This window comes from Cytobacillus sp. SAFR-174, from assembly GCF_051964675.1.
Classification (GTDB): Bacteria; Bacillota; Bacilli; order Bacillales; family Cytobacillaceae; genus Cytobacillus.
In genome coordinates this window covers 1-26105 of record NZ_JBQCMZ010000017.1, presented here as the reverse complement: position 1 = coordinate 26105, position 26105 = coordinate 1, and the positions used below count along the sequence as shown (strand labels likewise).

The 26105-nt window shown below is 41.0% G+C and carries 32 protein-coding genes; 25 read left to right on the top strand and 7 right to left on the bottom strand.

All coding sequences use genetic code 11. From position 1 onward, the window contains the following. The 8 genes from gabT to ACTHRG_RS16740 all read left to right on the top strand — a co-directional run bounded on the left by gabT (position 1) and on the right by ACTHRG_RS16740 (position 8594). The gene (gene gabT, locus ACTHRG_RS16775; protein WP_076261002.1) at positions 1–1332 is read left to right on the top strand and encodes a 4-aminobutyrate--2-oxoglutarate transaminase; all 1332 of its coding nucleotides are present in this window, start codon (positions 1–3) and stop codon (positions 1330–1332) included. Positions 1333–1344: 12 nt separating this feature from the next. Beyond that, positions 1345–2766 (top strand): aldehyde dehydrogenase family protein, encoded by a 1422-nt coding sequence (locus tag ACTHRG_RS16770; protein WP_076261004.1) that lies wholly within the window; start codon positions 1345–1347, stop codon positions 2764–2766. Positions 2767–2883: 117 nt separating this feature from the next. After that, a complete protein-coding gene (ablB, locus tag ACTHRG_RS16765; RefSeq protein WP_076261007.1) occupies positions 2884–3741 on the top strand; it encodes a putative beta-lysine N-acetyltransferase in 858 nt (285 codons plus the stop codon). Positions 3742–3828: 87 nt separating this feature from the next. After that, a complete protein-coding gene (locus ACTHRG_RS16760) occupies positions 3829–5271 on the top strand; it encodes a sigma-54 interaction domain-containing protein (RefSeq protein WP_076261009.1) in 1443 nt (480 codons plus the stop codon). A 155-nt stretch (positions 5272–5426) separates the two neighbouring features. Continuing rightward, positions 5427–6809, top strand: a complete 1383-nt coding sequence (gene ablA / locus ACTHRG_RS16755; RefSeq protein WP_076261012.1) for a lysine 2,3-aminomutase — start codon at positions 5427–5429, stop codon at positions 6807–6809. A 58-nt stretch (positions 6810–6867) separates the two neighbouring features. After that, on the top strand, positions 6868–7161 hold the full coding sequence (locus tag ACTHRG_RS16750; RefSeq protein WP_076261015.1) for a YokU family protein: 294 nt from the start codon (positions 6868–6870) through the stop codon (positions 7159–7161). Between the two features lie 123 nt (positions 7162–7284). After that, on the top strand, positions 7285–7506 hold the full coding sequence (locus ACTHRG_RS16745) for a YozE family protein (protein ID WP_076261018.1): 222 nt from the start codon (positions 7285–7287) through the stop codon (positions 7504–7506). 392 nt (positions 7507–7898) lie between these two features. Continuing rightward, on the top strand, positions 7899–8594 hold the full coding sequence (locus ACTHRG_RS16740) for a hypothetical protein (protein WP_076261024.1): 696 nt from the start codon (positions 7899–7901) through the stop codon (positions 8592–8594). A gap of 24 nt (positions 8595–8618) precedes the next feature. Here ACTHRG_RS16740 and ACTHRG_RS16735 read toward each other — a convergent pair whose 3' ends face one another. Next, the gene (locus ACTHRG_RS16735; protein ID WP_175609145.1) at positions 8619–8780 is read right to left on the bottom strand and encodes a hypothetical protein; all 162 of its coding nucleotides are present in this window, start codon (positions 8778–8780) and stop codon (positions 8619–8621) included. 164 nt (positions 8781–8944) lie between these two features. Between ACTHRG_RS16735 and ACTHRG_RS16730 the strand changes: the two genes are divergently transcribed. Next, positions 8945–9118 carry a YozD family protein gene (locus ACTHRG_RS16730; protein ID WP_009332582.1) on the top strand — a complete coding sequence of 58 codons (174 nt, stop codon included), beginning with the start codon at positions 8945–8947 and terminating at the stop codon, positions 9116–9118. A gap of 250 nt (positions 9119–9368) precedes the next feature. Then, the gene (locus tag ACTHRG_RS16725; RefSeq protein WP_076261026.1) at positions 9369–10139 is read left to right on the top strand and encodes a sporulation protein; all 771 of its coding nucleotides are present in this window, start codon (positions 9369–9371) and stop codon (positions 10137–10139) included. A 72-nt stretch (positions 10140–10211) separates the two neighbouring features. Here the strand turns inward: ACTHRG_RS16725 and ACTHRG_RS16720 are convergent, their stop codons facing one another. After that, complete coding sequence (locus tag ACTHRG_RS16720) at positions 10212–11075, bottom strand: glycerophosphodiester phosphodiesterase (RefSeq protein WP_440231661.1); 864 nt, start codon at positions 11073–11075, stop codon at positions 10212–10214. 291 nt (positions 11076–11366) lie between these two features. Here ACTHRG_RS16720 and ACTHRG_RS16715 point away from each other — a divergent pair, with 291 nt between their 5' ends. Beyond that, the gene (locus ACTHRG_RS16715; RefSeq protein ID WP_076261029.1) at positions 11367–11675 is read left to right on the top strand and encodes a YodL domain-containing protein; all 309 of its coding nucleotides are present in this window, start codon (positions 11367–11369) and stop codon (positions 11673–11675) included. Positions 11676–11726: 51 nt separating this feature from the next. Here ACTHRG_RS16715 and ACTHRG_RS16710 read toward each other — a convergent pair whose 3' ends face one another. Both ACTHRG_RS16710 and ACTHRG_RS16705 read right to left on the bottom strand, forming a co-directional pair. Then, a complete protein-coding gene (locus tag ACTHRG_RS16710; RefSeq protein ID WP_175609146.1) occupies positions 11727–11876 on the bottom strand; it encodes a hypothetical protein in 150 nt (49 codons plus the stop codon). A 15-nt stretch (positions 11877–11891) separates the two neighbouring features. Beyond that, entirely contained in the window at positions 11892–12020 is a 129-nt protein-coding gene (locus tag ACTHRG_RS16705; RefSeq protein WP_268745125.1) for a hypothetical protein, read from the bottom strand. Positions 12021–12173: 153 nt separating this feature from the next. Between ACTHRG_RS16705 and deoD the strand changes: the two genes are divergently transcribed. Both deoD and ACTHRG_RS16695 read left to right on the top strand, forming a co-directional pair. Then, entirely contained in the window at positions 12174–12878 is a 705-nt protein-coding gene (gene deoD, locus ACTHRG_RS16700; RefSeq protein ID WP_076261031.1) for a purine-nucleoside phosphorylase, read from the top strand. A 176-nt stretch (positions 12879–13054) separates the two neighbouring features. Further along, complete coding sequence (locus ACTHRG_RS16695; RefSeq protein WP_076261034.1) at positions 13055–13927, top strand: M15 family metallopeptidase; 873 nt, start codon at positions 13055–13057, stop codon at positions 13925–13927. A gap of 20 nt (positions 13928–13947) precedes the next feature. On the opposite strand, the gene ACTHRG_RS16690 is transcribed toward ACTHRG_RS16695, so the two are convergent. After that, positions 13948–14196, bottom strand: a complete 249-nt coding sequence (locus ACTHRG_RS16690) for a hypothetical protein (RefSeq protein WP_286149044.1) — start codon at positions 14194–14196, stop codon at positions 13948–13950. Between the two features lie 255 nt (positions 14197–14451). Between ACTHRG_RS16690 and ACTHRG_RS16685 the strand changes: the two genes are divergently transcribed. The 3 genes from ACTHRG_RS16685 to ACTHRG_RS16675 all read left to right on the top strand — a co-directional run bounded on the left by ACTHRG_RS16685 (position 14452) and on the right by ACTHRG_RS16675 (position 17373). Next, positions 14452–14658, top strand: coding sequence for a heavy-metal-associated domain-containing protein (locus ACTHRG_RS16685; RefSeq protein ID WP_076261038.1), 207 nt, complete (start codon positions 14452–14454; stop codon positions 14656–14658). Between the two features lie 144 nt (positions 14659–14802). Next, positions 14803–16281, top strand: coding sequence for a S41 family peptidase (locus ACTHRG_RS16680; protein WP_076261041.1), 1479 nt, complete (start codon positions 14803–14805; stop codon positions 16279–16281). Between the two features lie 165 nt (positions 16282–16446). Continuing rightward, on the top strand, positions 16447–17373 hold the full coding sequence (locus tag ACTHRG_RS16675; RefSeq protein ID WP_286149045.1) for an LCP family protein: 927 nt from the start codon (positions 16447–16449) through the stop codon (positions 17371–17373). A gap of 36 nt (positions 17374–17409) precedes the next feature. On the opposite strand, the gene ACTHRG_RS16670 is transcribed toward ACTHRG_RS16675, so the two are convergent. Continuing rightward, complete coding sequence (locus ACTHRG_RS16670; RefSeq protein WP_440231659.1) at positions 17410–18027, bottom strand: class I SAM-dependent methyltransferase; 618 nt, start codon at positions 18025–18027, stop codon at positions 17410–17412. A gap of 114 nt (positions 18028–18141) precedes the next feature. On the opposite strand from ACTHRG_RS16670, the gene ACTHRG_RS16665 reads away from it, so the two are divergent. The 3 genes from ACTHRG_RS16665 (at position 18142) to ACTHRG_RS16655 (ending at position 20420) form a co-directional block, all read left to right on the top strand. Then, positions 18142–18543 (top strand): hypothetical protein, encoded by a 402-nt coding sequence (locus ACTHRG_RS16665; RefSeq protein WP_076261049.1) that lies wholly within the window; start codon positions 18142–18144, stop codon positions 18541–18543. Then, on the top strand, positions 18536–19456 hold the full coding sequence (locus tag ACTHRG_RS16660; RefSeq protein WP_076261052.1) for a CobW family GTP-binding protein: 921 nt from the start codon (positions 18536–18538) through the stop codon (positions 19454–19456). The genes ACTHRG_RS16665 and ACTHRG_RS16660 overlap by 8 nt, the downstream gene beginning before the upstream one ends. Positions 19457–19586: 130 nt before the next feature. Beyond that, the gene (locus ACTHRG_RS16655; RefSeq protein WP_076261055.1) at positions 19587–20420 is read left to right on the top strand and encodes a hypothetical protein; all 834 of its coding nucleotides are present in this window, start codon (positions 19587–19589) and stop codon (positions 20418–20420) included. A 35-nt stretch (positions 20421–20455) separates the two neighbouring features. Here ACTHRG_RS16655 and ACTHRG_RS16650 read toward each other — a convergent pair whose 3' ends face one another. Then, a complete protein-coding gene (locus ACTHRG_RS16650; RefSeq protein WP_009332565.1) occupies positions 20456–20698 on the bottom strand; it encodes a hypothetical protein in 243 nt (80 codons plus the stop codon). A gap of 117 nt (positions 20699–20815) precedes the next feature. Here ACTHRG_RS16650 and ACTHRG_RS16645 point away from each other — a divergent pair, with 117 nt between their 5' ends. From ACTHRG_RS16645 to ACTHRG_RS16620, 6 genes are all read left to right on the top strand, one after another. After that, positions 20816–21082, top strand: coding sequence for a hypothetical protein (locus tag ACTHRG_RS16645; RefSeq protein ID WP_076261080.1), 267 nt, complete (start codon positions 20816–20818; stop codon positions 21080–21082). 117 nt (positions 21083–21199) lie between these two features. Continuing rightward, positions 21200–22180: a YncE family protein gene (locus ACTHRG_RS16640; protein ID WP_076261058.1), complete on the top strand. Its 981-nt coding sequence runs from the start codon at positions 21200–21202 to the stop codon at positions 22178–22180. A gap of 1 nt (position 22181) precedes the next feature. Further along, the gene (locus ACTHRG_RS16635; protein WP_076261060.1) at positions 22182–22856 is read left to right on the top strand and encodes a response regulator transcription factor; all 675 of its coding nucleotides are present in this window, start codon (positions 22182–22184) and stop codon (positions 22854–22856) included. Then, complete coding sequence (locus ACTHRG_RS16630) at positions 22853–24256, top strand: sensor histidine kinase (RefSeq protein ID WP_076261063.1); 1404 nt, start codon at positions 22853–22855, stop codon at positions 24254–24256. Before ACTHRG_RS16635 ends, ACTHRG_RS16630 begins: the two co-directional genes overlap by 4 nt. 18 nt (positions 24257–24274) lie before the next feature. Then, entirely contained in the window at positions 24275–24733 is a 459-nt protein-coding gene (locus tag ACTHRG_RS16625; RefSeq protein WP_076261066.1) for a FixH family protein, read from the top strand. 449 nt (positions 24734–25182) lie between these two features. After that, positions 25183–25938 carry a CAP domain-containing protein gene (locus ACTHRG_RS16620; protein ID WP_076261068.1) on the top strand — a complete coding sequence of 252 codons (756 nt, stop codon included), beginning with the start codon at positions 25183–25185 and terminating at the stop codon, positions 25936–25938. The last annotated feature ends 167 nt before the right edge of the window (positions 25939–26105 follow it).

Genomic DNA, 26105 nt, shown 5'->3' with positions numbered 1-26105 from the left:
ATGGGATTAATTAATATAAGAACAGAGCTGCCGGGACCAAAAGCGAAGGAGTTATTGGCTAAAAAAGAGAAGAATGTCCCAAAGGGGCCCTTTAACACGATGCAGACATTTGCTGCTAAAGGGGATGGAGCACTTCTGACAGATATAGATGGGAATACTTTTCTTGATTTTGCGGGGGCAATCGGGACACTGAATGTTGGACACTGTCCGCCAAGGGTTGTTGAAGCGCTCCATGCCCAAATTGACCAATATCTTCACCCATGCTTTCATGTCATGATGTATGAGCCTTATATCAAGCTGGCAGAGAAACTCAACAGCATTACACCCGGCAATCACAGCAAAAAAACCTTCTTTTTAAGCACCGGAGCAGAGGCAGTAGAAAATGCGGTTAAAATAGCAAGGAAATATACAGGCAGAAAAGGAATTATATCATTTGAGCGGGGATTTCATGGCCGGACCTATATGTCCATGAGTTTAACGAGCAAGGTAAAACCATATAAATATGAATTCGGGCCATTTGCGCCGGAAACGTATAAATGGCCTTATCCTTATTATTACCGCAGCGAGGGCCTGAAGGATAAAGACCATGATTATGCCCTGCTTAAAAGATTCGAAACGTTTTTTCTGAGCGAGGTGCCGCCTGAAGAAGTCGCCGCTGTCATTATGGAGCCTGTTCAGGGTGAAGGAGGTTTTGTTATGCCGTCTTCCCATTTTGTAAAAGGTGTTAAAGCACTTTGTGAAAAACATGGAATCCTTTTTATTGCTGATGAGGTACAGACTGGATTTGGCAGGACAGGCAAAATGTTTGCCATGGAGCATTATGATGTTGTACCGGATCTTATGACCATGTCTAAATCGATCGGTGCCGGATTGCCGATCAGTGCTGTAACTGGAAGGTCAGACATAATGGATTCACCGAATATTGGTGAAATCGGCGGCACTTACGGAGGCAGTCCGCTAGGCTGTGCCGCTGCATTAGAAGTGATTCGGACAATTGAGGAAGAAGGATTATTAGAAAGAGCAAATGAAATCGGAAGTCTTTTCACTGAAAAATTTTCTGATTTTCCTATAAAATATAAGCAAGTGGGTGAAGTACGTTCTTTAGGAGCAATGTGTGCCATTGAATTTGTTAAAGATCAGGAAACAAAGGAACCCAATAAAGAAATCGTTCAGGAGATCTTGTCAAAGGCACACAGGCGCGGCCTCATCATAATGAGCGCCGGCTTATATGGCAATATTATTCGTTTGCTCAGCCCGCTTGTGACAACCAATGAACAGCTTAATGAAGGATTTTCTGTACTGGAAGAAGTAATAGGTGAATGCTGCACATAAGGAGGAATTCCATTGAAACAACATTTATGGATCAGCGGAAAGTTCAAGGAAACAGAAAATTACAAAGCATTAAAGAGCCCCTATAGCGGGGATGTTATTGCAGAAGTTGCCATGGCAGCTCCTTCCGATGTGAAGTCAGCAATTGATGCTGCAGAACAATCCAGAAAAATAATGGCTGATATGCCTGCCCATAAACGGGCGGAAATACTGGAAAATGTGGTCGCCATCTTGAAGGAGGAAAAAGAGGAGTGCGCAAAAATTATTGCGCTCGAAGCTTCAAAGCCGATAAAGGCTGCCAGAGGAGAAGTTGACCGCACCATCATGACATATAAATTCGCTGCCCAGGAAGCTCGCAGACTTTATGGAGAAACAATCCCGATGGATGCGGCTCCGGGAGGCGAAGGCAGGGTCTCCTATACAGTACGGGAGCCTCTCGGGATTATCGGAGCCATCACGCCATTTAATTTTCCTATGAATCTGGTTGCGCATAAAGTGGGACCGGCTATTGCTGCCGGCAACACGGTTGTTTTAAAGCCTGCTTCTCAAACGCCAATGTCGGCATACAAAATTGCTGATATTTTTGACAGAGCAGGACTTCCTGCTGGAGTGCTGAATGTAGTAACCGGAAGCGGCGGAACGGTCGGGGATGTACTTGTTGCCGACGGACGTATATCGATGATTACTTTTACAGGCAGCCCTGCAGTAGGCAGGCAGATCCGCGAACATGCAGGCTTGAAGAGAGTAACGCTTGAATTGGGTTCCAATTCGGCAGTTGTTGTGGATGAAAATGCAGACGTGGAGAAAATTGTCCCGCGTATTACAGCCGGGGCTTTTGCCTTCCAGGGTCAGGTATGTATTTCCGTGCAGCGCATCTATGTACATGAGTCTCTGTATCAGACATTTGCCGAGCGTTTTGTAGAGGAAGCCAAAAAGCTGAAAATCGGCGATCCGCTTAATGAGGATACGGATATTTCAGCGATGATCTCAAGGAGTGACACTGAACGCGCAGAGACCTGGATCAAGAGTGCCATAGAAAGCGGAGCGGAGCTTGCTCTTGGCGGGAATGCGACAGATAATACCCTGTATCCGACCGTTCTGCTGAATGTTGACAAATCTGAAAAAATTTCATGTGAGGAAGCATTTGCACCAGTGGTTCATATTAATTCATTCAGCAGCTTTGAAGAGGCGCTGGCACTTGTGAATGATTCAGAATTTGGCCTTCAGGCCGGTGTTTTCACCAATGATGTGAACAAAGCCTTCAAAGCCGCAAAAGAGCTTCATGTGGGTGGGGTTATGGTGAACGATTTCCCAACCTTCCGTGTAGACCACATGCCATATGGCGGAGTGAAAATGAGCGGAATGGGACGTGAAGGAATCAAATATGCTGTTGAAGAAATGACAGAGATGAAGCTGATCAGCTTTAAAATTGACTAAGATGAAAAGGAAGAATACTTAGCTGATAAAGTTGCTGTTTTGGCCGTTATTCTTTAAGTTTTCATAATGCCTGGCCCTTTGGCCGGGCAGTTTTATTAATAGAAGGGGGTCATAGCAATGAATAATACTGCTTCAATAAAAACAATAAAAAAAGAAGACTTTGTGGCCGAACTCTACCTGGATCCATTCAATAAACGATTAAGGGTTGACGATTATGCAGGTGAATTGGCAGGTGCCGTCCATGAAGCAGAGAAAACAGCAAAAGAACACCAGTGTGAGAAATTAATTTTCAGGGGAAGAGTTGAGAATTATATAGATCTTCTTTCGATGGGATTTCAGTGCGAGGCTGTTATTGACGGGTATTTCCACGGTTCTGATCAATACTTTTTCTGCAAGTATTTTTCAGATGAAAGAAGAAATAATGGACACTGGATCTCTGAAGACAGCATCGTTAAAAATGTAACCGCCCTTGAAAGAAACCCCGATGTCATTATGCCTCCCTCTGAATATCAGCTTATAAAAATAACGGAGCAGGATGCTGAAAAAATGGCTGAACTATACCGTGAAGTATTTAAGATTTATCCAACACCTCTCCATGATCCCTCATATATAAAAAAGACAATCCGGGAGGGCACCATTTATTACGCATTTCAGTATAAAGGTGAACTTGTCAGTGCTGCATCAGCGGAGGTCAATCTTTTTTATAAAAACGCAGAACTGACAGATTGTGCGACACTCCCATCACACCGTAAACATGGTTTAATGAAAATACTCCTCGAAAAATTGGAAAAAGATCTAAAATCGCAGGGTGTATTCTGTGCCTACTCCATCGCCAGAGCGCTGTCATTCGGTATGAATGCCGTTCTGCATCAGCTTGGCTATTCCTATCGGGGCCGTCTTCTTAACAACTGCTATATTTTCGATAAACTTGAAAATATGAATGTCTGGGTAAAGAATTTGGCCCATTCGGATTAACGGATCCTCAAAAAGAAATGCCGGATTTTCGGCACAATCCTGACAGGTTTTCGGCACCCTGTCATATACATAAGCAGGGGGGATTTAATGATTGAAACTCAAAGTATTTCTAAAGAAGTTCTGGCCGCCATATTAAAAGGCATTGATGAAGGGATTCATGTAGTGGATTTGAATGGAATTACCATATTTTATAATGAAATAGCTGCAAGACATGATGGTCTGGAGGTTTCTGAGGTAATCGGAAAATCTGTTCTGAAAGTCTTTCCTTCATTGGATAAAGAGACAAGCACTTTATTAAAGGTTATGAAAACAGAAACACCGATATATAATCAGACTCAGTCCTATGTAAACCTCCATGGTGCACAAATAGAAACCATCAATACCACTCTCCCTATAACTGTTAATGGGAAGGTAGCGGGAGCTGTCGAGATTGCCAAGGACTATTCCAGATTGAAGCTTCTTTCTGAAAGCCTTCTTGATTTGCGCAAAAAAATAAAACAGCCCCCAAAAAAAGCGGCTGCTGCCAATAATGTACAGTATACATTGGATAGCCTTCTTACAATAAATAAGGAAATGAAAAATATTAAAAAGGAAGCAGCCAAACTGGCAAAGTCTGATTCTTCCATTCTTGTGTTTGGGGAAAGCGGGTGCGGAAAGGAGCTCTTTGTTCAGGGGCTTCATCATGCTTCCTCAAGAACTGAAGGCCCATTTATTGCCCAGAACTGTGCGGCAATACCGGAGTCCTTGCTTGAAAGCATTCTTTTTGGGACTGCTAAAGGAAGCTATACAGGAGCGGTAGATCGGCCGGGGCTATTTGAATTAGCCGATGGCGGGACACTTTTTCTCGATGAAATACATGCCATGCCGATTGAGCTGCAGGCTAAACTGCTGAGAGTGCTTGAGGATGGCATTGTCCGAAGAGTAGGAAGCCCGAAGAGCTCACGGGTCAATGTACGGGTGATTGCAGCCATGAATATCCATCCAGTGGAAGCACTTGAGAAGAACCAAATGAGAAAGGACTTATTTTACCGCTTAAACGTTCTCACATTCGGGCTCCTTCCTCTAAGGGAGAGAAAGGAAGATATTGAATTTCTTGCCCATCATTTTATTAGACGGTTTAATCAGATGTTGCAAAAAAATCTCTCAGGAATCGGAGAGGATGTGCTGGCCTTTTTCAGACAATACCATTGGCCCGGAAACGTCAGGGAATTAAAGCATACAATCGAGTACATGATAAATGTCTGTGAAGAAGACTTTCTTAAAGCTGAGGATTTGCCAGTTATAATGAAACAGCAGCTTCAAAAGAATAAACAGGATTTTTCAGTAAAAGTCCAGCCATTAAAGGCGAGTATGGAAAAGCAGGAAAAAGCTTTAATCGAAAAAGCTCTTCTAGAAACAAACGGAAATATAAAAAAAGCCGCAAAGCTATTAGAGGTGCCCCGTCAGACACTGCAATATAAACTGGCCAAGTATAATATTGAAATGAATAACAGAATTCTGGTGAGTAACACTCATGAAGGTGCCGAGTAATCGGCACTTTTTTGTTTTAGCGGAAATGAAAGGATCCCTTGAGCTGCAAACAATCGCCAATCCGGAAGGGGTTTCATATGATAGTACGAAATATTCAGAATTGGCATGAAACTTGCAATGTGTATTATATAGAAATTCATATAGGGGGAATAGAGATGAAGAGCTTTTTATATAAACCGGATCGGCATTGGAAAGATATTGAGCTATGGAAGGACGTCACAGAAGAACAATGGAATGATTGGCTCTGGCAGCTGACGAACACCATTCGGACAGTTGATGATTTGAAAAAGGTGATTAACCTTACACCTGAAGAGGAGGAAGGAGTCAGGATTTCTGCAAAAACCATACCTTTAAATATTACACCTTATTATGCTTCACTAATGAATCCGGATGACCCCCGGTGTCCGGTAAGGATGCAATCCGTCCCTATTTCAAATGAAATCTATAAAACTAAATATGATCTTGAAGATCCGCTGCACGAGGATGAAGACTCCCCAGTTCCGGGATTAACACACCGCTACCCTGACCGGGTCTTATTTTTGGTAACAAATCAATGTTCAATGTATTGCCGTTATTGTACAAGAAGAAGATTTTCCGGACAAATCGGCATGGGTGTACCGAAAAAACAGCTGGATGCAGCGATCAGCTATATCAGGAGTGCTCCTCAGGTTAGAGATGTTCTCATTTCCGGCGGAGACGGACTTTTGATCAATGACAATATTCTTGAATACATTCTGAAAAATTTGCGGGAAATCGATCATGTCGAAATCATCAGAATCGGTACGCGGGCACCTGTTGTATTTCCCCAGCGGATTACCGAGAATTTATGCAATATCCTGAAGAAGTATCATCCCGTATGGCTGAATACACATTTTAATACTTCTATTGAAATTACCGAAGATTCCAAGAGAGCATGTGAGATGCTGGCAAATGCAGGTGTTCCGGTTGGCAACCAATCCGTTATTTTGGCAGGCATAAACGACAGCGTTCCTATTATGAAAAGACTAATGCATGACCTTGTTAAAATCCGGGTACGCCCTTATTACATTTACCAATGTGATCTTTCTGAAGGCATTGGCCATTTCCGTGCTCCGGTTTCGAAAGGGCTTGAAATTATTGAAGGGTTAAGGGGGCATACATCGGGCTATGCTGTTCCGACTTTTGTGGTCGATGCGCCTGGCGGAGGCGGAAAGATTTCACTGCAGCCGAATTATTTGATTTCTCAAAGTGCAGACAAAGTGATCCTCCGCAATTTCGAAGGTGTAATCACCACGTATCCTGAGCCTGAAAACTATGTCCCAGGCCGTGCAGAAGGCTACTTTAAAGAAATTTATCCTGATATGGATGAGAAAAAATCAAATGTGGGCATTGCCGCGCTAATGAATGACCAGCAGTTCAACCTGGTGCCTGAAGGCCTGGCAAGGCTGGATCGCCGCGAAAAATATGACAGCGACCCACAGCATAGTTCTTTGAAAGATAAGCGTGGTAAACGGGATGAACTAAAGGAAAAGAAATTCAATGCCCAGCAGACAAAGTAGAGCCCTGCAGCAGAGGCAGGTTCAGAAGCTGCAGCTGCCAAGGAATAGGAGGACAGGAATGGGAAATAAATGTGCCTGGTGTGAAAGCCAAAATATAAGTGAAAGCAGTGAAACGGTTTATTGGGAGCTGCCTGATGGAACAAGAGCCATCCAAATAAATGAGACACCTTCCATTTCCTGCAGGGATTGTGATATGGTTTACCAGTCAGATGAGCTTGTTAAGTCGATTGAGGACCAGCTATTTTTGATTGATGTGAAGAAGATCGGAAAAGAAATAAATTATGAAAAATTGATGGAGCAGCCAAGGCTGCTGAAGCGAAATTATTTTGATTTCTCTTCCTATGAAAAGTGAGGAAAAGGGCAGCCCGCCGATATGCGGGCTGCCTTTAATATGTATAAGTAGACGAGCTTGGTACAATTCGATTATAGTAGAAAATAAATTAATGTACGACAGAATAAAAAGGAAGGCGTTAATATGTCAAAAACTTTCTATCACTTTTTAATGAAATACAGACATCCAGCACCAAAAGATAACATCAGCCGTTTTGCCAATGACGCATATGAGGACCACAGCTTTCCAAAAACAGCTTATGATTATGATGAGGTAAGCTCTTATCTTGAACTGAACGGAAGCTATCTGGAAACCATGTCTATTTTCGATGAAGCCTGGCAGTTGTATATACTATCTGAAAGCTGAACGGACAAATTGAAACACTCCTGCTCTGGAGTGTTTTTTATTTATGCTGTTTTCTTAAAATCTCTTGTTTTAATATCTTAGTTTAATTTACTGAGTCGATCTTCGCTGTGGACACTTGATCCTCGAAAATGCTGAAGCATTTCCTTCGTGCGGTGTTCATTCGAGGAAGCTTATTCAATGTCCTGCGGGAGGAGAGGGAGCGGGAGACCCCACAGGCGAAGCCGAGGAGGCTCCCGTTCCTCCCCGCGGAAAGCAACGGGATGAATTTAAATGTAAAATTCATCTTTATTTTGAGGTGTCTGTTTGTGATGAACGTACGGACGATTTTCATAAAAAGTGCATATACTATTGTATTCACTACTCACGACTCAGTCATTGAGAGGATGGAGGAAATGAGCAAAAAGAAAAAACCCAAGTACAAAATCGGTGATACAGTCGTGATCACTATTTATGGTACAGTCGGAAAAGTAACAGATGTAAAGTGGCTAGATGATATGTACGTCTATGAAGTCAATAAAAGTGAAGGTCTATATATGGAATCCAGCCTTCAAATGCTGTCTGAGTATGAAGGTGAGATCATGGAAAAGGAGCATATTGACATCGAATATAAATACTTTTTTGGCGACCTTGTTCAAGTCAAGGGGTATGGTTCGGATCTTTTCAAAATCGTAGGCTTCAGGACGGAAATTTGGAGATACAAAGAAGATGCATGGGAAGATGTTATTTATGAGCTCTCAAGAATTAATGACGGGGAATGGCTGGAAGCAGGGGAAGAAGAGCTGACACTCGTTGCGGATGCTGAAAGTGCTGATGCATTTATTCAAAAGCTGGGGCTCCTCTATATGATCAATAAAAAAGAAAAGCTTCCTGAATTAAGGGAAACGGCACATTCATTCCGCAAGGCAGAAAAGGAATTGCTCGATGGGATAAAAGAAAGAAAAGTGCTGATTGATGGCTTGCTTGATATATACAATGATTATCGTATTCTTTATGAAATGTTTCAGGATGATGAGTATAAGCATATCATGCGGGTTATACTCAGAAAGCTGAAGCATATTGCCAACAATGATGATAAGAGCACTGTGTAAAAAGCACAGATATTTAAGCGCTTTTTAGAGCCAGGTGGCCAGGAGATACAGTAAAAATGGGACGCCAAACCATATGACGAGCTTGAACCAGGCATTTAATAGATTGCTATAAAGATTTATTATTGAGCTTTCTTCACGATTGACATCTTCTTTAATTAGTAGGGCTAGTCTGGATATACTGGACATGTCGCTGCCTCCTCAATTTGTATAAAATGGATTGCTGCTGGCTATTTATCCTATATGTATGTCCTGACTGGAGAAAAATGCATCGAAAATAAAATAAAGAATATGGCTTGTTCTGCATGAATCCAGGGAGTGCTTCATACATTTTGTACAAAGGGGGCGTTGCTGTGAAGGAAATAGAAGTCGTAATAGATACAGAAGAAATTGCTGAGTTTTTCTTTCATGAGCTGGCAAAAAGGGGATATGTGCCTACTGAAGGAGAATTGGATGAACTTGCAGATATCACGTTTGAGTACCTGCTGCAAAAGTGCATCATTGATGAAGAAATTGAAGATGACTGATATAGAAAAATGACGAGGAACGATGCTCGTCATTTTTTTGCGGAGCAGCAGGAACATCTTACACATACATATTTCTAATCACAGCATTTTCTGTGGGTACGCAGTGAACGCAGCAATTCCGAAAAAAAATATGTGCTGCCACCACTGAAAATGAAACCTTCTTGTTAATAAGAACGTATATCTAAGAGAAATAAGTGCTTTGCTTTATATATGGCAGTAAAAATAAAAAAAGAAACAGGGAGAGAAGCATATGTCATTTTTTAATAAGGTTTTGGCAAGTGTGGGAATTGGATCAGCAAAAGTGGATACGAAACTTGAAAAGGATTCAGCAGTTCCGGGCGAAGCCCTCAGAGGCGTGGTTGAGATTACAGGGGGCAGCACTGAACAGAAAATTGATGATATTTACCTTTCATTGAATACTACTTATATTAAAGAATCAGATGATAAAAAATATACAGTCTCCGGTCTGATTGACCGTTTCAGGCTTGCCCAATCCTTTACCCTGGCAGCCAATGAACGAAAGGAAATTCCTTTTACCTTTAACCTTCCAGCTGACACACCTTTGTCTTTTGGCAAAACGAAAATTTGGGTGACGACAGGACTGGATATAAAAAACGCGGTGGATCCTGCAGATAAGGATTATATTCGTGTTGCTGCTACCCCGCTGATGGATTCTGTATTGAACGCTGTTTCAAGTATGGGATTCCGTTTGCGGGAAGCAGAATGTGAACAGGCTCCGCACCGCCTTCGCAGAAGGCTACCGTTTATCCAGGAGTTTGAATTTGTTCCAGTCTCCGGTCCTTTCAGAGGAAAACTTGATGAACTGGAAGTGGTCTTTTCTCCACTGTCAAACGGAGAGACCGAGGTTATGATGCAAGTAGACCGTAAAGCGAGAGGGATAGGCGGATTTCTGGCAGAAGCATTAGAAATGGATGAAACATTTGTCCGTTTCACTGTTACAAATGCAGATATTCCTTATATGCAGCAAAAGCTTCAGTCGGTCATTGCAAAATATGCTTAATTCATTGAGAAAACGATGGGCATCACCCATCGTTTTTTTGCTTTGGCTGCGGCAGTGAAAATGCTATGGCTGTTATGCCAGAAGTGTTCTAATTAAATCCTGTCCTTTTAAAAATGGGGTAATGAGCACGTACATGATTGAATCCGGGATTCTCTTCTCATCATCGGAAATAATGCCGTGAACACCAAGCCTCTGCATGTCTGCAAATTGGTATTGTTTACTGATGGTCCACGAGTAGATTTCATAACCGAATAATTCAGTTTGATTAATGAAGGACTTGGAAAGCAGGAGATGGTGAACAGATAGAAAAGAGGCAAAATCGCGGTAGGATGCCAAATGAAACAAGTCCAGGTGTTTGCTCAGCAGCAGGCCAGCAGGAATCTCGGGAGCCAGCTTGTGAAACTTTTTCATTTCATTAATATGAAAAGATTGGACTTTTATCTGACTGTCGGATTTGTAAGAGTTTAATACGTCTGCGAGAATTTCTGTCATGCCAGGCTGATTTTCAGGTGATTTCATTTCAATTATAATTCCTATTTTTCCGCTGGCTTGTTTTAATACTTCAGTCAATAAAGGGATTTTTTCACCGGCATACGCAGGAGAAAACCATGAGCCTGCATCCAGTTTTTTTAAGTCTTTAACCGTTAATTCCTCAATTAGCCCCTCACCGTCGGTAGTTCGCAAAACATTAGCGTCATGAATAACAACCAGCTGTTTATCCTTGCTCAGCCTTACATCTAACTCGATATAGTCAAAACCCATTTCAATCGCTTTTTCAAACGAGGCAAGCGTGTTTTCCGGTGCAAGTGCCGATGCGCCTCTGTGTGCGATGGACTTAAATGGCATGAGAGGCTGAAAAAAATAAGAAATAGTCATTAATAACATTCCAATTATGATTGAAAGCAAAACAGGCTTTTTGGATACCAGCAATTTCATCACCTCCAGATAAGACTTTTATACATAATATGCAGAATAAACATTTTTGAAAGCGTTTACTTAACGAAAACATCCGTTAATCGACAAAAATAGAATTTTTTTGATGGAGGAAACGACAAGAAAAATGGCTAATTAAACAGTAATGAAAAGTTGCTCACTAAAATTTAGGCAGCTGGCAGGAAATCGTCATAAGAATGCTTTTGAAGACCTTATTCGATAGTTGACAGGTCACTTGGTGAATTAGAATCAGCCAAAAAATAACGGATGCTGGGAATAAGAGGGAGATGCCATATGCTGAAGGAATTAACAAGGATCAAAAGAAGAAAGTATGATGTTACGATCTTTCAAACACCTGAATTCAGGGGCAAAAAAGGCTTTCAGCAAGTATATCGCCTTAATGTAGAAGCTTTGACTCATGATGAATGTCTTGAATCAGTTTTTAGAAAGTTTAATGTGCATGATCGGATCCCGGGGGATTTCGATGGCCGGTTTATTTCCACAGGAGATATACTCTATATTGATGAAGGCAGAAGAGGGCAATTTTATTATCAGCTGAAGCCTGGCGGCTGGGAAGAAGTTAATAGGATACATATTAGATAAATAAGAAAACAGGAGGGCATAATAGCTCTCCTGTTAATTTTTATTAAAAGTCTATTCGGTTATGTTTGATCCCGGACTGTTTTTGCGCTTGTTGGCTGTGAATTCCTTGCCATGCGCTTCCTGCTCTGCAGCAATGGCTTCAGCAGGAATATGATTATTCTTCTTAGGTGAATTTATACGGTTGCGGTGCTTTTTGCCCATATTAAGTCCCTCCGGTTATCGATTGCTTTTTGTTTTGACTGTTTTGGATGTATTAGGCTCAGTATTAGCCCTGGAAGATGGATTTGTCTCATTGGCATGCTGGACTGCCTGCCTGAGTTTTTTGCTCATTCCTTTTTGCGGCATGATTACAACCTCCTTTGGAAAAGCTAAAATTAGCTTTCCCGCACGGGGAAAAAACATGCCCTGCCTTATTTGTTTCTAACTGGTGGCACATATGGTATAGTGTGACTTGGAAGCATTTACATCAGCTTCAGAATTAATTTGGAGGTTAGATTTATGAGCGTACATATTGGTGCTAAAGAAAATGAAATTGCGGAAACGGTCCTGCTTCCTGGAGACCCTTTGCGTGCAAAATATATTGCAGAAACATTTTTAGAAAATGCGGAGTGCTACAATGAAGTCCGCAACATGTTTGGCTATACAGGAACGTATAAAGGGAAGCGCATATCAGTTCAGGGTACAGGCATGGGAGTTCCATCCATTTCCATCTATATCAATGAACTGATGCAAAGCTATAATGTCCAAAACCTGATTAGAGTAGGAACGTGTGGTGCGATTCAAAAAGATGTAAAGGTTCGCGATGTAATCCTTGCGATGAGCTCTTCTACAGATTCCCAAATGAACAGGCTCACTTTCGGAGGGGTTGACTTTGCGCCGACAGCCAATTTTGATCTATTGAAAAAAGCTTATGATGCAGGTGTTGAAAAAGGATTAAACCTTAAAGTCGGAAATGTCTTCACAGCTGACATGTTCTATAATGACAATTCGGAACTTGAAAAATGGGCAAAGTATCAGATTCTGGCAATTGAGATGGAAACAGCCGCTCTATATACACTTGCAGCGAAGTTTGACCGCAAAGCACTATCTGTCCTAACAGTCAGTGATCACATCCTGACAGGTGAGGAAACGACTGCTGAAGAAAGACAAACCACCTTCAATGAAATGATCGAAGTGGCACTTGAAGCTGCTATTAAGGAATAATATAGATGAAACTGGTTCACCTGAGCCAGTTTTATTTTTTTTGAAGAGTGTAATTTTGAAATTATTAAAAATGATATTTGTGCCGTTTGTCCTGTTTTTAACACAATTATGGACTAGTTGACGTGTAGTGTTAAAATAGTAATGTTGCAAAGAAATAAAAAGACAGGTGAGTTTGAATGAAGAAGATCATAATTATGGCAGGGACCCTCAGCCTTCTGCTTTCCGGCTGCAGCCAGCTTGATCCGTATTTGGATAAAGCAAAGCCGCTTATTGAAAAAATTCCGTTCCTTGGGGAAGATAAAAGCCTCGATGAACCTTCTCAAGAAAATGAATCACTAAATAGAGAAGAAAACAGTGCCGGGGAAGCAGGCAATGAAGGCAAAGAAAATATTCAAAAGGATCCTCTTTCATTGGAAGCTTCATATTTTAATGATATTAAAACTGTGGATGGCAGAAATATTATTCAGAACCCTGATAATGTGATGGTCCTGGTGAATAAACAATTCAGCCTTCCGGATGGCTATGAACCATCCAAGCTAATGATCCCGGATGTCGCATTTTCTTACGGAAAGTTAGATTTGGAAAAGAGCTATATGCGTCAGGACGCAGCTGAAGAGCTGGAAAAGCTGTTTACAGGAGCATTGAATGAAGGTGTGGAATTATTTGCTGTATCCGGCTATCGCTCATTTACACGGCAATCGGAAGTTTTTGATGCCGAAGTAAATAGAGTTGGTAAAGAAAAAGCGGTCCATGCTGTGGCGATTCCCGGAAGCAGTGAACATCAGACAGGACTTACAATGGATATTTCCAGCAGAAGTGCAAGTCTGGAGCTTTCCGAAGAATTCGGGGAAACAAAGGAAGGAAAGTGGCTTGCCAATAATGCGCATCGCTATGGATTTATTCTCCGCTATCCAAAAGGAAAAGAAGCCATCACAGGTTATAAATATGAGCCTTGGCATTTCCGTTATGTGGGCCATGAAGCTGCTAAAGTCATTTATGAAAAGAAATGGACTTTGGAAGAGTACTTTGATATTGTTAAAAAAATCTAAGAGGCCAGAATGGCCTCTTTTTATTTGCCTTTCTCCTTCAGACTGCTTTTTCCTGATTGAAAATAGAATATAACCGCTAAAATGAAGGGTACAGCTGGAAGGCCTGATAGAAAACGGAGCACATTTTCTGCCCCTGCTAAAGAATATCCCAATGGCAGCAGCAGAAAAAAACTTAATAGAGCAAGTTTCCAAGACTGATTCATGATCCCGGCAATTAGGCTGATTAGGGAAAATGCGAAGCTTATCCATAATATTGCGGTTAACATCATAATTCACCCCTTAAGAAAGTGCTGGGAGAGCTGAGGGCTGGACGATGAAAGGTTAGATAGAGGGTTTTAAAATGGCTTTATAATAAAATATGTTTATACCGGCAAAACATTAATCTTTTATTTTCCTGATGTAAATGCCGCTTTAATTCAAGTGAAGCATTGCCTGGCCGGCTGTCTGTTTACCTGATGTTTATAAACCTCCTTCAATGAGGTATTAATAATGTAAGGTTTACTTGTAAAAAGGAGGCACATGCTTTGGAAAAAGTTTCGTTTAAAGTTGCAGGCATGACCTGCGGCCATTGTGAAGAGGCAGTCAAAAATGCCCTTCTCTCCATCGATGGAGTGGCAAGCGTCTCGATTGCCTTTCATGATGAACATGCAGAAATCGTCTATGACCCTGAAAAATCTGATAAGGAACATTTGATTAAAGCGATAGAAGACCAGGGCTATGGGGTAGCCTGACATAAGAAAGAGCGCCATGCATATTTTGCTGGCGCTCTTTTAATCGCTGCACACATTTTTCTTTGTTATTTATTCGATAAATGTTATTCTAATCATTAAGGATTGTACATAGTTATTTTACGGTGACGAAAGTGGTGAAAAAGTTTGCAAAATGAAGATTTAAACAAAGAAACTTCTGAAACACCAGATAATAACCATTCAGGTTTTATCCGCATGAAAAAGTTTCATTTTGTAATGCTGCTGTTTTTTATTGTGTTCCTTTCAGCTGGGATTACTACCTTTGCACTGGCCTTTGGAGATGAAAAGGCAGTAGATGTGGGATCAAGCGAAAGAAGGGAATTTGATAAGCTGTATACAGCTTATGATACCCTGAAAGCAAACTATTTCCAGGAAGTGGATCAAAGTAGCCTTATAAATGGCGCTATTAACGGTATGCTTGAAGCGCTGGATGATCCATACTCGGACTATATGAATGAAGAAGAAGCCGAAAACTTTCATCAGAGTATTTCGTCCTCTTTTGAAGGAATCGGAGCTGAAATCCAGGAACAGGAAGGCTACATAGTCATTGTATCCCCATTGAAAGGTTCACCTGCTGAAAAAGCCGGGCTAAGGCCAAATGACAAGGTTCTCTCAGTTGATGGAAAAAGCCTTCAGGGGATGAGCTCTACAGAGGCCGTTATGCTGATCAGAGGCGAAAAAGGGACTAAAGTGGAACTTGCAGTTCAGCGTCCCGGCACAGATGAGCCAATGAATATTTCCATTACACGCGATACGATTCCGCTTGAAACCGTCTATGGCGAAATGCTGGAAGATGGTATTGCAAAAGTACAGATTACTACATTCTCGGAAAATACTTCTAAAGAACTGGTGAAAACTCTGAATGAACTGCAGAAGCAGGGCATGAAAGGATTAATCCTTGATCTTCGCCAGAATCCAGGCGGCCTTCTGGATCAGGCAGTGGAAATCTCCAGCCTGTTTGTCCCGGATGGCGAGATATTATTCCAAATTGAAGACCGCAATGGAAACAGAGAAGAAGTAAAATCAAAGAGAGAAGAAAACCCGAATATACCTTTAGTCGTTGTGATTGATAAAGGAAGTGCCAGTGCATCAGAAATTCTGGCTGCGGCAGTACACGAATCCGCAGATGTGCCGCTTGTCGGTGAAAAATCGTTTGGGAAAGGCACCGTCCAGCGTGCACAGGACTTCTCAGATGGGTCAAACATGAAATTCACTACTGAAAAATGGCTGACACCGGATGGGAATTGGATTCATAAAAAGGGAATTACACCTGACCACAAAGTGGCCTTGCCGGAATACGCTTCACTGCCATTTATTAATCCAGACACTGAATTAAAGCTTTCTGCTTCTTCAGCTCAGGTTAAAGCAGCTCAAGCTATGCTGAAAGCTCTGGGATATAATCCTGGAAGGGAAGACGGTTTCTTTGATGAAAAGACGGAAGCAGCTGTAAAGGAATTCCAGGCTGCTGAAAAGCTTGATCAAAATGGAGTATTATCAGGGCAGTCTACTCTTAGGCTGATGGAAAAACTCCGTGAAAAAATCGACCAAAATGATACGCAAATTCAAAAAGCAGCTGAAGTGCTGAAAAAACAAATAGGGTCTTAATCTAAAGCTCTCCGATCCGGAGAGCTTTTTTTCATCATTTCTCAAGCGATTAGCGGCAGGTGGGGACAGTTCAAGTACTGTTCAAGTACTGTTCCAGAAAGTGGGTATAGAAAGCGTTTCTCTTTCCCACAATGGTAGTAAACTTAACTATAAAGCAACGCAGGGGTGATATGCTTGAAAAAAATTATGATTCTATTTGTAGTGGCTGCAGCTATACTTTCCGGCTGCACGTCTTTTCAGCAGAAAGATAACAATAATGCAGAGCAGGAAACGGAGATCGTCGAGTCCGAAAAGGAGAATAAAGAGCCCTCGGCGATTGTAAATGAAACGAAAAACTTTTTGCTGATTGGTGTCGACAGCAGAGGAGAAGAGGATTCACGTTCGGATGCCATTGTGCTGGCCAGCTATGAACCTTCCGGGGAATCCATTAAATTGGTCTCTCTTATGAGGGACAGCTATGTAAAAATACCGGATTACCAATATATGTACAGCAAGTTGAATCATGCTTATTATATAGGCGGCAAGGATTTATTAAAGGATACCATCGAACAAAACTTCGGAGTCCAAATCGATCATACAGCAATTATTGATTTTAAGGGATTTACAGCGATGCTTGATGCGATTGCCCCGGACGGAATTGAAGCAGAAGTCAGTGCCGCCATGATTGAAGATATGGGATTGGATCTGGAGCCGGGAAAACAAAAGCTTAAGGGAAGCGACATTTTATCATATGTGAGATTTCGCCATGATGGACAAAGTGATTTCGGGAGAGTGGACCGGCAGCAGGAAATTTTGATTGGGCTTAAAGATGAAGTGATGAACCAATTCTCATCACCTGCCGGTTTAGCAAGGTTTCCGGAAGTAATCAGCCAGGCAATGAAGTATGTTGAAACCGACTTAAAGATGGAAGAAGCATTATCACTCGGTGTGAAGTTTTTAATGAATCCTGTCACTGACATTGAAACACTCAGGGTACCTGTTGAAGATAGTTATGAGAATAAAACATATAAACATGCCGGTTCGGTTCTCCAGCTTGATTTTGAAGAAAACTCAGAAGCGCTTAAGCAGTTTTTGGATGCTGAAAAGAAATAGTGTAAAGGAAAAAATGATGAGGAGCCCGCGGGCTCCTCATCTATTTTTTACACAAACTGCAATCCCGAAAGGGTAGTGTTTACCTTCTCTTTTTGGTTCAATGAGAACACTTCTCTGATAGTAAAATTCCGTCTCTCCGTAAGACTTGAACAGTTCAATAAATTCATCTTCCGTCAGCTGGTGAAAATGGAAGGGCTCATTTGTTGGCTTTCCCCTCCCGGCACCGAAAGGCGTGGATAAAATGAGAGTCCCGCCTGGCTTTAGCATCTTAAAAAGACTGTTAAGGAATATTTCTTCTGATGGCAGGTGTTCAAGCGTTTCAAAGCTCGTTATCACATCAAAGAATCCTAATTGTTCAGAGAGGGAATCATCTTCCGCATTGGCCTTAATATATTGCACGAGAGGATGATAATGATGCTGTCTGGCATAGTTCAGTGTTCCCTCATCAATGTCCACAGCAACAATTTCACTAATTTCCTTTTTCTTGGCCTTTGCCATGATTTTTGAACCGTACCCTGTCCCGCAGGCAATATCAAGCACTCTTCCTTTAGCGTAATAAAGGGCGAAATAGTAACGTGCCAAATGTTCCAGAAGCATTCCGTTAGTAACCGGCATTTCCTCCAGTATGATTCTTTCTCCGGTATTTTCGAGCATTTTTCTCCACCATCCTTAATAGAAATTATAGCAAATATGTCTTATGGTTTGTATGGACTGGTAAAATCATATACAATGGGTCATTAGACAGGATAGCTATAAAGAGGTGATCCTTTGAAGCAGGTAGTAAAGCTTAATGAAGAGACCCGCAGGCAAATATCAGATATTGAACAAAAATGTGAAAAGCTTGCAGAAAAACTTCTTAATAAGTACAAAACAAACTTTCAAACTGAAGAGGAAAATCTGGCAGTGGACCTGGTCAGAACGATAAAAGGCCGGCAAGCATCAGAAAACGATGTGTTTGAAAATGATTATGAATCCATTCTGGAACTGGGAATTGAGACGGAGGATGAATTTTTTCCGAATGCTTATATTCCCATCTGGAAATGCAAACAGGAAATGTTTCATTCCGTTGGTTATTTAACCAATCTGGATATTGATTCAATAGAGAAGAAAATGATGCTTATGATTGAAGAAATGCTGGCAGACCGTGCAGAAGGGGAAAAGTATGAATAAAACAGAAATATATATATTATCAGGATTTCTTGGGAGCGGGAAAACGACGCTTCTAAAGCAGCTGCTCCAGGATGAAAAAAAGCAAGGCAGAAAAGTGGCAGTCATGATGAACGAGCTTGGGAAAGTTTCAATTGACTCGGACGCAGTCGATGAGGGTGTGCCATTAAAAGAGCTGCTTGACGGCTGTATATGCTGTACCATTTCAGATAAGCTTGAGGCGCAGCTTCAGGAATTATTGATGGTTGAAAAGCCGGAAGCGATTTATATTGAAACTACAGGTGCTGCTCATCCCATTGAAGTTCTGGATAGCATCCTTTCCCCTCTTTTTGCAGACAGGATGCAGGTAAAAGGCATTATTTCTGTTGTAGACAGTCCAAGATGGCTTAATCGAAATGTGTTAAGCCCTCAGGTGCAGCAGCTTTTAATTGAGCAGGTAAGGCATGCAGACTTAATAATTTTGAATAAAGCAGATAAACTTTCCGAGGCAGAACAGGCGCGGCTTACAATGGAGATTCAGGGTCTTAACAGCCAGGCGTTCACCATCTTAACTTCATATTCAAAGATCGCTGTGAAGCAGGTAAGAGGTATGTCCTCCGGGAAAAAGAGCAAGGCTTCCAAATCACATGTTTTTTCTGATTTAAAGCTTAGCACGTTCGTTTATCAGTTTCAAAAACCTGTCAATCAGACTGATTTTGAGAATTTTCTTAGAGGACTTCCAGACACTGTGTACAGAATAAAAGGGTATATGAAGCTGAATTCTTCAAAGTACCCGTATCTTTTTCAGTTTTCTTATGGAATGCCGCTTTATATGCAGGAAAACATCAATATGCCCCTTAATATGGTGTTTATTGGGGAGAATCTTGATTGGGCAGAAATCGAACAAAGGTTAACAAATCTGGAAGCATCTAATTAATCAGGTTATTTAAAGAAAATCGCACTCATATGGTGTGATTTTTTTATTGCCTGAATGAATGAAGAAAACCTTTTTTTGGGAAACTCATTATATAATGCCTAACCGAAATACCTATAAATGAGTGGAATTTATGAAAACTTTAAACGTAATCATGGTATTCATCTTTTTTCTTTTTGCAGGAGGCACACACATTTCTGCAGATGAAGAGGGGATTAGCTGGCGGATTGAGATGCTGGCATGGGAGAAAGTGAATGGGATATTGCTGAAATACAGTAAATTTACCGTTCTGGATGTTGAAACAGGCAAGAAGTTTAGGGTCCAGCGGCGTGCCGGAAGCCATCATGCAGATGTTCAGCCATTAAATGCTGAAGAAACAAAAATAATGAAAAGCATTTATGGCGGAAAATGGAGCTGGAAGCGGCGCGCCATCATTGTTATTAATGGAAATCAGTGGATAGCGGCTTCCATGCATGGTATGCCCCATGGAGGAGGTGCACTGAAAAATAATTTTCCAGGGCATTTTTGCATTCATTTTTACGGCAGTACCACACATCGAACAAACTTTATGGATCTATCACACAAGCTTATGATTTTGAAAGCGGCAGGAAAGCTTGATGGATATCTCAATAATGCCAATCCATATGAAGTGATCAGTGCATTTATGGCAGGACTAAAACAGCAGGATTCCAGGATTGTCCAGTCGATTTCCCTCCAGCCTTTAGCATGGAATAAACTCCTGCCCAGAATTGAGAATGTAAGGCTAAGCGGGATGCCCGTCCTTCCAGCTGAGGATCTGACAGATGAGCTGAGCATGAAGGTGCCGGTAGAAGCGGATTGGTTTATAAAAAACCGCGGCAGACAGCATTTTCGAGGAAGCATCTATCTTGTGCGCTTTTCACAGGCAGACCCATGGAAAGTGGATAATAAAAGGTTCTTAAAGGAAAATATGTTATTGAACGAATAAAAGCCTGAGAATAGACTCTCAGGCCTTTATTTGTTTTACTGTTTTTCGCCAAATTTGATGAACGTCCGCTCGTCTTCTACAAGTCCGCAAGCAGCACATTGAACTCTTTTATCAGGGCCTTTGTAAGGCATATGGAAGGGGGACAGCTGTTCACTGCTGTATTCTTCCAAAACATTCCCTGTCTGAGGATCCATTTTGATGGATTGAGGCACCTGCTGAATAATATTAAATCGGCTTCTGTTTGTTTTACAGTTTGGGCACCGGTAAGGTGAATTCATAACTCATTCTCCTTTCTCGCATATTAGCTGTATTTTTTGCATTTATAAATTTATTTATGTAAAAATACATCTAAGGAAATATATTTGTTTCCTGTTTTGGAAGGGATGTGGCAAGTTATGAGTCCAGACTATGAAAAGCTTCTGAATGAATACCGGAAGCTATGGAATAACCGGAAACTCGAAGATGATACTAACGCAGAAAACATTTTGAAGGAAGCAATCTCCAGGGAACTAAGGGATGAAAATTCCCATCCAAGAGTCCGTAAGACTATCTATGAAAAATTTTACCTTGCGGTTAAGAGAATTGCACATTCAGACCTGGATGATACATCCAAAGCAGCACTTATCCATATGCATATCCATGAAGCGGAAGGTTTGAAATAGGGGGTTTAAGCCTCCTTTTTTAAATTAACAGGTTTACTGCAGATTTCAAGATCCTTTCACATTTATCTCACAATATTAATGTAAGATAAAGATAAGATAGTCATGAGGAGAAATTGTATGTCAAAAAAAATGTATTGGCTTTTCTTTTTATGTATTATAGCGGCCATCCTTACTTCCTGCTCAGAAAAGAAACAGCCTGCAATACCCGAGGATATTAGCTTTGCTGCCACAGTAAATATCAAGGATATGACCATATCTTTTGTCGACCTGGAAAAAAAGAAGCTGGCGGCAGAATGGACTATGGAGAAACCTTACACAGGCGCTTTAATTCTCCCGGACAATGATTCCATCCTTCTTTATGGAAAACAGCTTGAAACGGCTGATCTTTATTCCTTAAAGGAAGGTAAACTGATTGACAGCTGGGAAACAGGAGAAGGAATCGTAAATGGAATCCTGCTTGAAACGAATGAAATCGTTTTTGCAGATCAGCATTTAAACAAAATTAGGTTCTTTCATTCAAATGGAGAAGAAGAAAAACAGGTGGAATCTGAGATAGATCCGCTTACCCTGCTGGAATCCCGTGAAAAGAATAAGTTATTTGTTCTAAGCTTCAATCATAAAAAAATGGGAATTATCGACCTTGAATCAAAAGAAAAAAGCGGGGAATTTACGATCCATCCTTCAGCAGCCGGTGCGTGGCTTAATGAGAAAAACGGTGAAATCTGGATTGGCGGACATGGAGAAGGTGTAGAGATTGAACAAAATATACATGTATATGATGAAGAAACGGGAAAGTTAAAAAAGAAAATTCCAGCTGCTTCTATGCCGATTAATTTTCTGGGACAAGAAAATCAAGTGTATGTCCTAAGCCATGGATCAAATATGTTATATAAAATGAATGAATCAGGGGAAGAAAGAGCCTCTGTTTCGATTGCGGCAAATCCTTTTGAAATGGCATTTGCAGCACATAAACTATTAGTGGCCGGCTATGACAGCAATGACTTGCATATACTGGAGCCGGAAAATTTAAAAACCCTTAAAAGTATCAAGGTTGGAGAGGGTCCTTTTAAAATAGTCATTAGGGAGAGTGTGAAATGACATGCTGAATATCCTGATTATAGATGATGAAGCAGATATGAGGCATTTAATTGAGATGTATCTTGGGAATTCAGGATTTGCGTGCTTTTCAGCAGAAAGCGGCTTTGAAGCATATGGGATACTTGAAAATAATGTGATGGACTTAGTTATTCTGGATATCATGATGCCTGGGGAGGATGGATTTGAAGTTTGTTCCCGAATAAGGGAAAAATTAAATGTGCCAATTATATTTCTCTCTGCTAAGGGAGAGGAATGGGATAAAGTGAAAGCCCTGCAGTTAGGAGGGGATGACTATATTGTCAAACCTTTCAGTCCTGGAGAACTTGTCGCCAGAATCAATGCTGTCCTTCGAAGAACAGGCGGCTTAAAAAGTGATATGGATTCTATTCAAATTGGAAAGATCGCAATTGACATGAAAGCGAGAAAAGTCTCAGTTGAGGGAAAGCATGTCACGCTTACTCTTAAAGAATATGAATTGCTGCTGTTTTTTATCGAACATAAAAACCAGGCATTAAGCAGGGAACAGCTTCTTGAATATATATGGGGCATTGATTATACAGGCAGTTTAAGAACAGTGGATACTCATATAAAAACGCTGAGAATGAAGCTTGGGTTTGGAGACTATATTCAAACAGTCTGGGGAGTTGGCTATAAATTCGAGGTGCCGGATGAATGAAATTCCTGACCAATAGCCTGGCTAAAAAAATGTGGCTGACCGTAACAGCTGCGATTATTATTACGATCTTATATTCCTATTTTTTGTCTTACTTATTTTATGAAAAGATTTATGTGGAAAATGTAAGGGATTCCCTGCTGACTGAAGGGAGAAGCCTGGCGTCAGAGTACCATGGAGGGGCATTGACAGAGGATCTCAGGAAAAAAATCGATTGGTATAATTCAAAATCCGAAACAGAGGTTTTTATAGTCAGTAATCCCAGAGAGCTTAGTGCCTGTCTGCCCTTTGAAATTGACTATCAGACACTAATTGGCAAATCAGAGCGTGAAGAGCTTCTCAAAGGCATTACAGTTGAAAAACTGGGCTATGAAAAAAGGTTTGACCGGAAAATTATGGGTGTCATTATTCCGCTTCTTGATGATAATCGGCTTCAAGGCATTATTTATTTATATGTTCCCCTAGCGAAGATTTCAGAGTTCACCCGGGATTTTGCCTATCTGTGGCTCGCAGCTGCGGCGGTCTTTACTGTTATCAGCATCATTTTAGGAACGATGCTGGTTAAAAAATTGACAAAGCCCTTACTGGATATGAAGGATGCAGCTGAACATGTTTCAAAGGGGTGCTATGATATTCATTTAAACATTGATTCAAAGGACGAAATTGGCCAGCTGGCCAATGCCTTCAATTATATGTCCTCATCTATACGAAAAGAAGACGAAAAGAAAAGGGATTTTCTCGCGAATGTATCTCATGAGTTAAGAACCCCTATCAGCTATGTAAAAGGCTACAGTGAGGCGCTCATTTCCGGAATGGAAAAATCCGGGGAGGACAGAAAAAAATACTTACAGCTGATACTTAGAGAATCAGGAAGGATGGAACGTCTCGTTGGAGATTTGCTTGATTTATCCAAACTTGAATCTGACGTATACAAACTCGAAAAAATGCCGCTGCCATTGGCACAGTTAATAGAGGACGCTATTGAAAAATACAAGCCGGTCCTCCGTGAAAAAAATGTGGATCTGCAATATCGCCTGGATCCTGAAGTAATTATTAACGGTGATGAAGGCAGGATTGAGCAGGTTATCCAAAATATTATGGACAATTCCATCAGATATACAGCAAAAGGCAGAATCAGCATCCGTTTATCTCAAGAGAGAGATCAATGCCTGATAGAAATAGAGGATACAGGCATAGGGATTTCAGAAGAACATTTGAGCAAAATCAAACAACGGTTTTATAGAGTGAATAAAGGCAGAACAAGATCAGATGGAGGCACAGGGCTTGGTCTGGCAATTGCAGAAAAGCTGGTTAAGCTTCATCAAGGAGAGCTGACTGTGTTCAGTGAATTAAATAAGGGGACGACAGTTAGAATCATGCTTCCGCTGCTCGAAATAAAGTAAATTTAGAGGAGATTAATGATGAAAAAACTAATGTTTATTTGGCTTGCGGTAATGATAATTATTAGCCTGGCAGCCTGCAGCAATAATAATGCATCTGAAGAAGAGCCGCAATTCCTGGATGTCGAGTTATCGATAAACCCTGAAAAAGCAAAAGTGAATGAACCGGTTGTTTTTGAAGCAAAAGTTACATATGGAGAAGAAGAGGTTACAGATGCAGACGAAGTCAAGTTTGAGATCTGGAGAGCGAATGCCGAAGAACACGAAAAAATTCTTGTTGAACATGCTGAAAACGGGATCTATCGCCTGGAGAAAAGCTTTAAAGAAGAAGGCACCTATTATATATATTCACATGTAACGGCGCGCAGGATGCATAATATGCCTAAAAAAGAATTTGTTATCGGCAAGCCCAGTCCACCTGAAAAAGAATCAGGCAGCCAGGAAGAAAATATGGATGACGATGATCATGGCAGCCATTAAAAAGCAGCATAGGCTGCTTTTTGTTTTGGAATCGAGTAATCCTGCAGTAATTTTTCCTTCAGGGGCATATATACCCATTCTCGGGTACATATACCTATCATATTTGTTACATTGATGTAATAAAAGTAAAAAATAGTATCAGCCTAAAAACCTGTCAATACTGATCTTTTAGTATATAAATGGTACATGATAAAGGAAGCTTCCAATATAGACAAAAAAATACAGAAGGTTATTTACCCATTTTCAAGTATACATAAACCCAATAAAATAAGTATTTATGAAAACTTGCAGGCTGATTTTTACTAGTTTCTAAGTCTATCGGATATGCTACATTCAAGAATTTGTAAAATCTGACCAAAAATATTACGAAAAACCCTGTGTTATGATGATTGTGCAAGTCACACAGCACCACACAACAAAGAAAACAAACACAGGGAGGATTTATATATATGAATAAGAAAGTTATTTACTCAGTAGCAGCGGCAGCAGCATTATTAGTATCAGCACCAGGAGCAAACCAAGCGGACGCAGCTTCAAATTGTCCTACTCCTGAACAAGCTAAAAAAATTGCAATCTCTCAATCTGGCAACCTAAGCCAGGAACAAATCAATAACATTCTTCAAAAACACCTTAAAGACTACAATATTAATTGGGGAAATGCACAAGTAAATAAACAGGAAGCTCAAAAGCCAGCAGCTCCAGCAGCTCCAGCTCCAGCAGAACAGCCTGCAAAAGCACCTGCCAAAACACAAGAAGCAGCAAAAGCACCTGCACAGCAGCAAGCACCTGCAGAGCAGACAAAAGAAGCAGCACCTGCTTCTTCTGCAGTAAGTGCTTACGAGAAAAAAGTCCTTGAATTAACAAACCAGGAACGTGCAAAAGCTGGAGTGCCTGCACTTAAATTGGACGAAGAACTAAGCAAAGTAGCTCGTGAAAAATCACGTGATATGCAGTCTAAAGGATACTTTGACCATAACAGCCCAACTTACGGTTCACCATTCGATATGATGAAGCAATTCGGCATCTCATACACAACAGCAGGCGAAAACATTGCTATGGGCCAGCAGTCTCCTGAAGAAGTTGTACAAGCTTGGATGAATAGTGAAGGCCACCGTAAAAACATTATGAATGCCAACTTTACACACCTTGGTGTTGGCCATGTTGCTGACGGTAACTACTGGACACAAATGTTCATCGGGAAATAATATTTGAACGAAACAAAGGCAGCCTCTTTAGGCTGTCTTTCAGTTTGTAGACAAAAGGGGTTCGGAATAGTCTCATTCCGAACCCCTTTTTTGATTTTTTACTGGATTTGAATCATTTTCAGAGGATTATAGACCTCTCCGAGGTCATCTTCTAGGCCATTTCTGGA

What these genes read in the sequence shown, in the direction of transcription:
- gabT (WP_076261002.1), top strand. Translation starts at nt 1, where the DNA reads ATGGGATTAATTAATATAAGAACAGAGCTGCCGGGACCAAAAGCGAAG.
- ablB (WP_076261007.1), top strand. Translation starts at nt 2,884, where the DNA reads ATGAATAATACTGCTTCAATAAAAACAATAAAAAAAGAAGACTTTGTG.
- ACTHRG_RS16760 (WP_076261009.1), top strand. Translation starts at nt 3,829, where the DNA reads ATGATTGAAACTCAAAGTATTTCTAAAGAAGTTCTGGCCGCCATATTA.
- ablA (WP_076261012.1), top strand. Translation starts at nt 5,427, where the DNA reads ATGAAGAGCTTTTTATATAAACCGGATCGGCATTGGAAAGATATTGAG.
- ACTHRG_RS16750 (WP_076261015.1), top strand. Translation starts at nt 6,868, where the DNA reads ATGGGAAATAAATGTGCCTGGTGTGAAAGCCAAAATATAAGTGAAAGC.
- ACTHRG_RS16745 (WP_076261018.1), top strand. Translation starts at nt 7,285, where the DNA reads ATGTCAAAAACTTTCTATCACTTTTTAATGAAATACAGACATCCAGCA.
- ACTHRG_RS16740 (WP_076261024.1), top strand. Translation starts at nt 7,899, where the DNA reads ATGAGCAAAAAGAAAAAACCCAAGTACAAAATCGGTGATACAGTCGTG.
- ACTHRG_RS16735 (WP_175609145.1), bottom strand. Translation starts at nt 8,780, where the DNA reads ATGTCCAGTATATCCAGACTAGCCCTACTAATTAAAGAAGATGTCAAT.
- ACTHRG_RS16725 (WP_076261026.1), top strand. Translation starts at nt 9,369, where the DNA reads ATGTCATTTTTTAATAAGGTTTTGGCAAGTGTGGGAATTGGATCAGCA.
- ACTHRG_RS16720 (WP_440231661.1), bottom strand. Translation starts at nt 11,075, where the DNA reads ATGAAATTGCTGGTATCCAAAAAGCCTGTTTTGCTTTCAATCATAATT.
- ACTHRG_RS16715 (WP_076261029.1), top strand. Translation starts at nt 11,367, where the DNA reads ATGCTGAAGGAATTAACAAGGATCAAAAGAAGAAAGTATGATGTTACG.
- ACTHRG_RS16710 (WP_175609146.1), bottom strand. Translation starts at nt 11,876, where the DNA reads ATGGGCAAAAAGCACCGCAACCGTATAAATTCACCTAAGAAGAATAAT.
- ACTHRG_RS16705 (WP_268745125.1), bottom strand. Translation starts at nt 12,020, where the DNA reads ATGCCGCAAAAAGGAATGAGCAAAAAACTCAGGCAGGCAGTCCAGCAT.
- deoD (WP_076261031.1), top strand. Translation starts at nt 12,174, where the DNA reads ATGAGCGTACATATTGGTGCTAAAGAAAATGAAATTGCGGAAACGGTC.
- ACTHRG_RS16695 (WP_076261034.1), top strand. Translation starts at nt 13,055, where the DNA reads ATGAAGAAGATCATAATTATGGCAGGGACCCTCAGCCTTCTGCTTTCC.
- ACTHRG_RS16690 (WP_286149044.1), bottom strand. Translation starts at nt 14,196, where the DNA reads ATGATGTTAACCGCAATATTATGGATAAGCTTCGCATTTTCCCTAATC.
- ACTHRG_RS16670 (WP_440231659.1), bottom strand. Translation starts at nt 18,027, where the DNA reads ATGCTCGAAAATACCGGAGAAAGAATCATACTGGAGGAAATGCCGGTT.
- ACTHRG_RS16660 (WP_076261052.1), top strand. Translation starts at nt 18,536, where the DNA reads ATGAATAAAACAGAAATATATATATTATCAGGATTTCTTGGGAGCGGG.
- ACTHRG_RS16655 (WP_076261055.1), top strand. Translation starts at nt 19,587, where the DNA reads ATGAAAACTTTAAACGTAATCATGGTATTCATCTTTTTTCTTTTTGCA.
- ACTHRG_RS16650 (WP_009332565.1), bottom strand. Translation starts at nt 20,698, where the DNA reads ATGAATTCACCTTACCGGTGCCCAAACTGTAAAACAAACAGAAGCCGA.
- ACTHRG_RS16645 (WP_076261080.1), top strand. Translation starts at nt 20,816, where the DNA reads ATGAGTCCAGACTATGAAAAGCTTCTGAATGAATACCGGAAGCTATGG.
- ACTHRG_RS16640 (WP_076261058.1), top strand. Translation starts at nt 21,200, where the DNA reads ATGTCAAAAAAAATGTATTGGCTTTTCTTTTTATGTATTATAGCGGCC.
- ACTHRG_RS16635 (WP_076261060.1), top strand. Translation starts at nt 22,182, where the DNA reads ATGCTGAATATCCTGATTATAGATGATGAAGCAGATATGAGGCATTTA.
- ACTHRG_RS16630 (WP_076261063.1), top strand. Translation starts at nt 22,853, where the DNA reads ATGAAATTCCTGACCAATAGCCTGGCTAAAAAAATGTGGCTGACCGTA.
- ACTHRG_RS16625 (WP_076261066.1), top strand. Translation starts at nt 24,275, where the DNA reads ATGAAAAAACTAATGTTTATTTGGCTTGCGGTAATGATAATTATTAGC.
- ACTHRG_RS16620 (WP_076261068.1), top strand. Translation starts at nt 25,183, where the DNA reads ATGAATAAGAAAGTTATTTACTCAGTAGCAGCGGCAGCAGCATTATTA.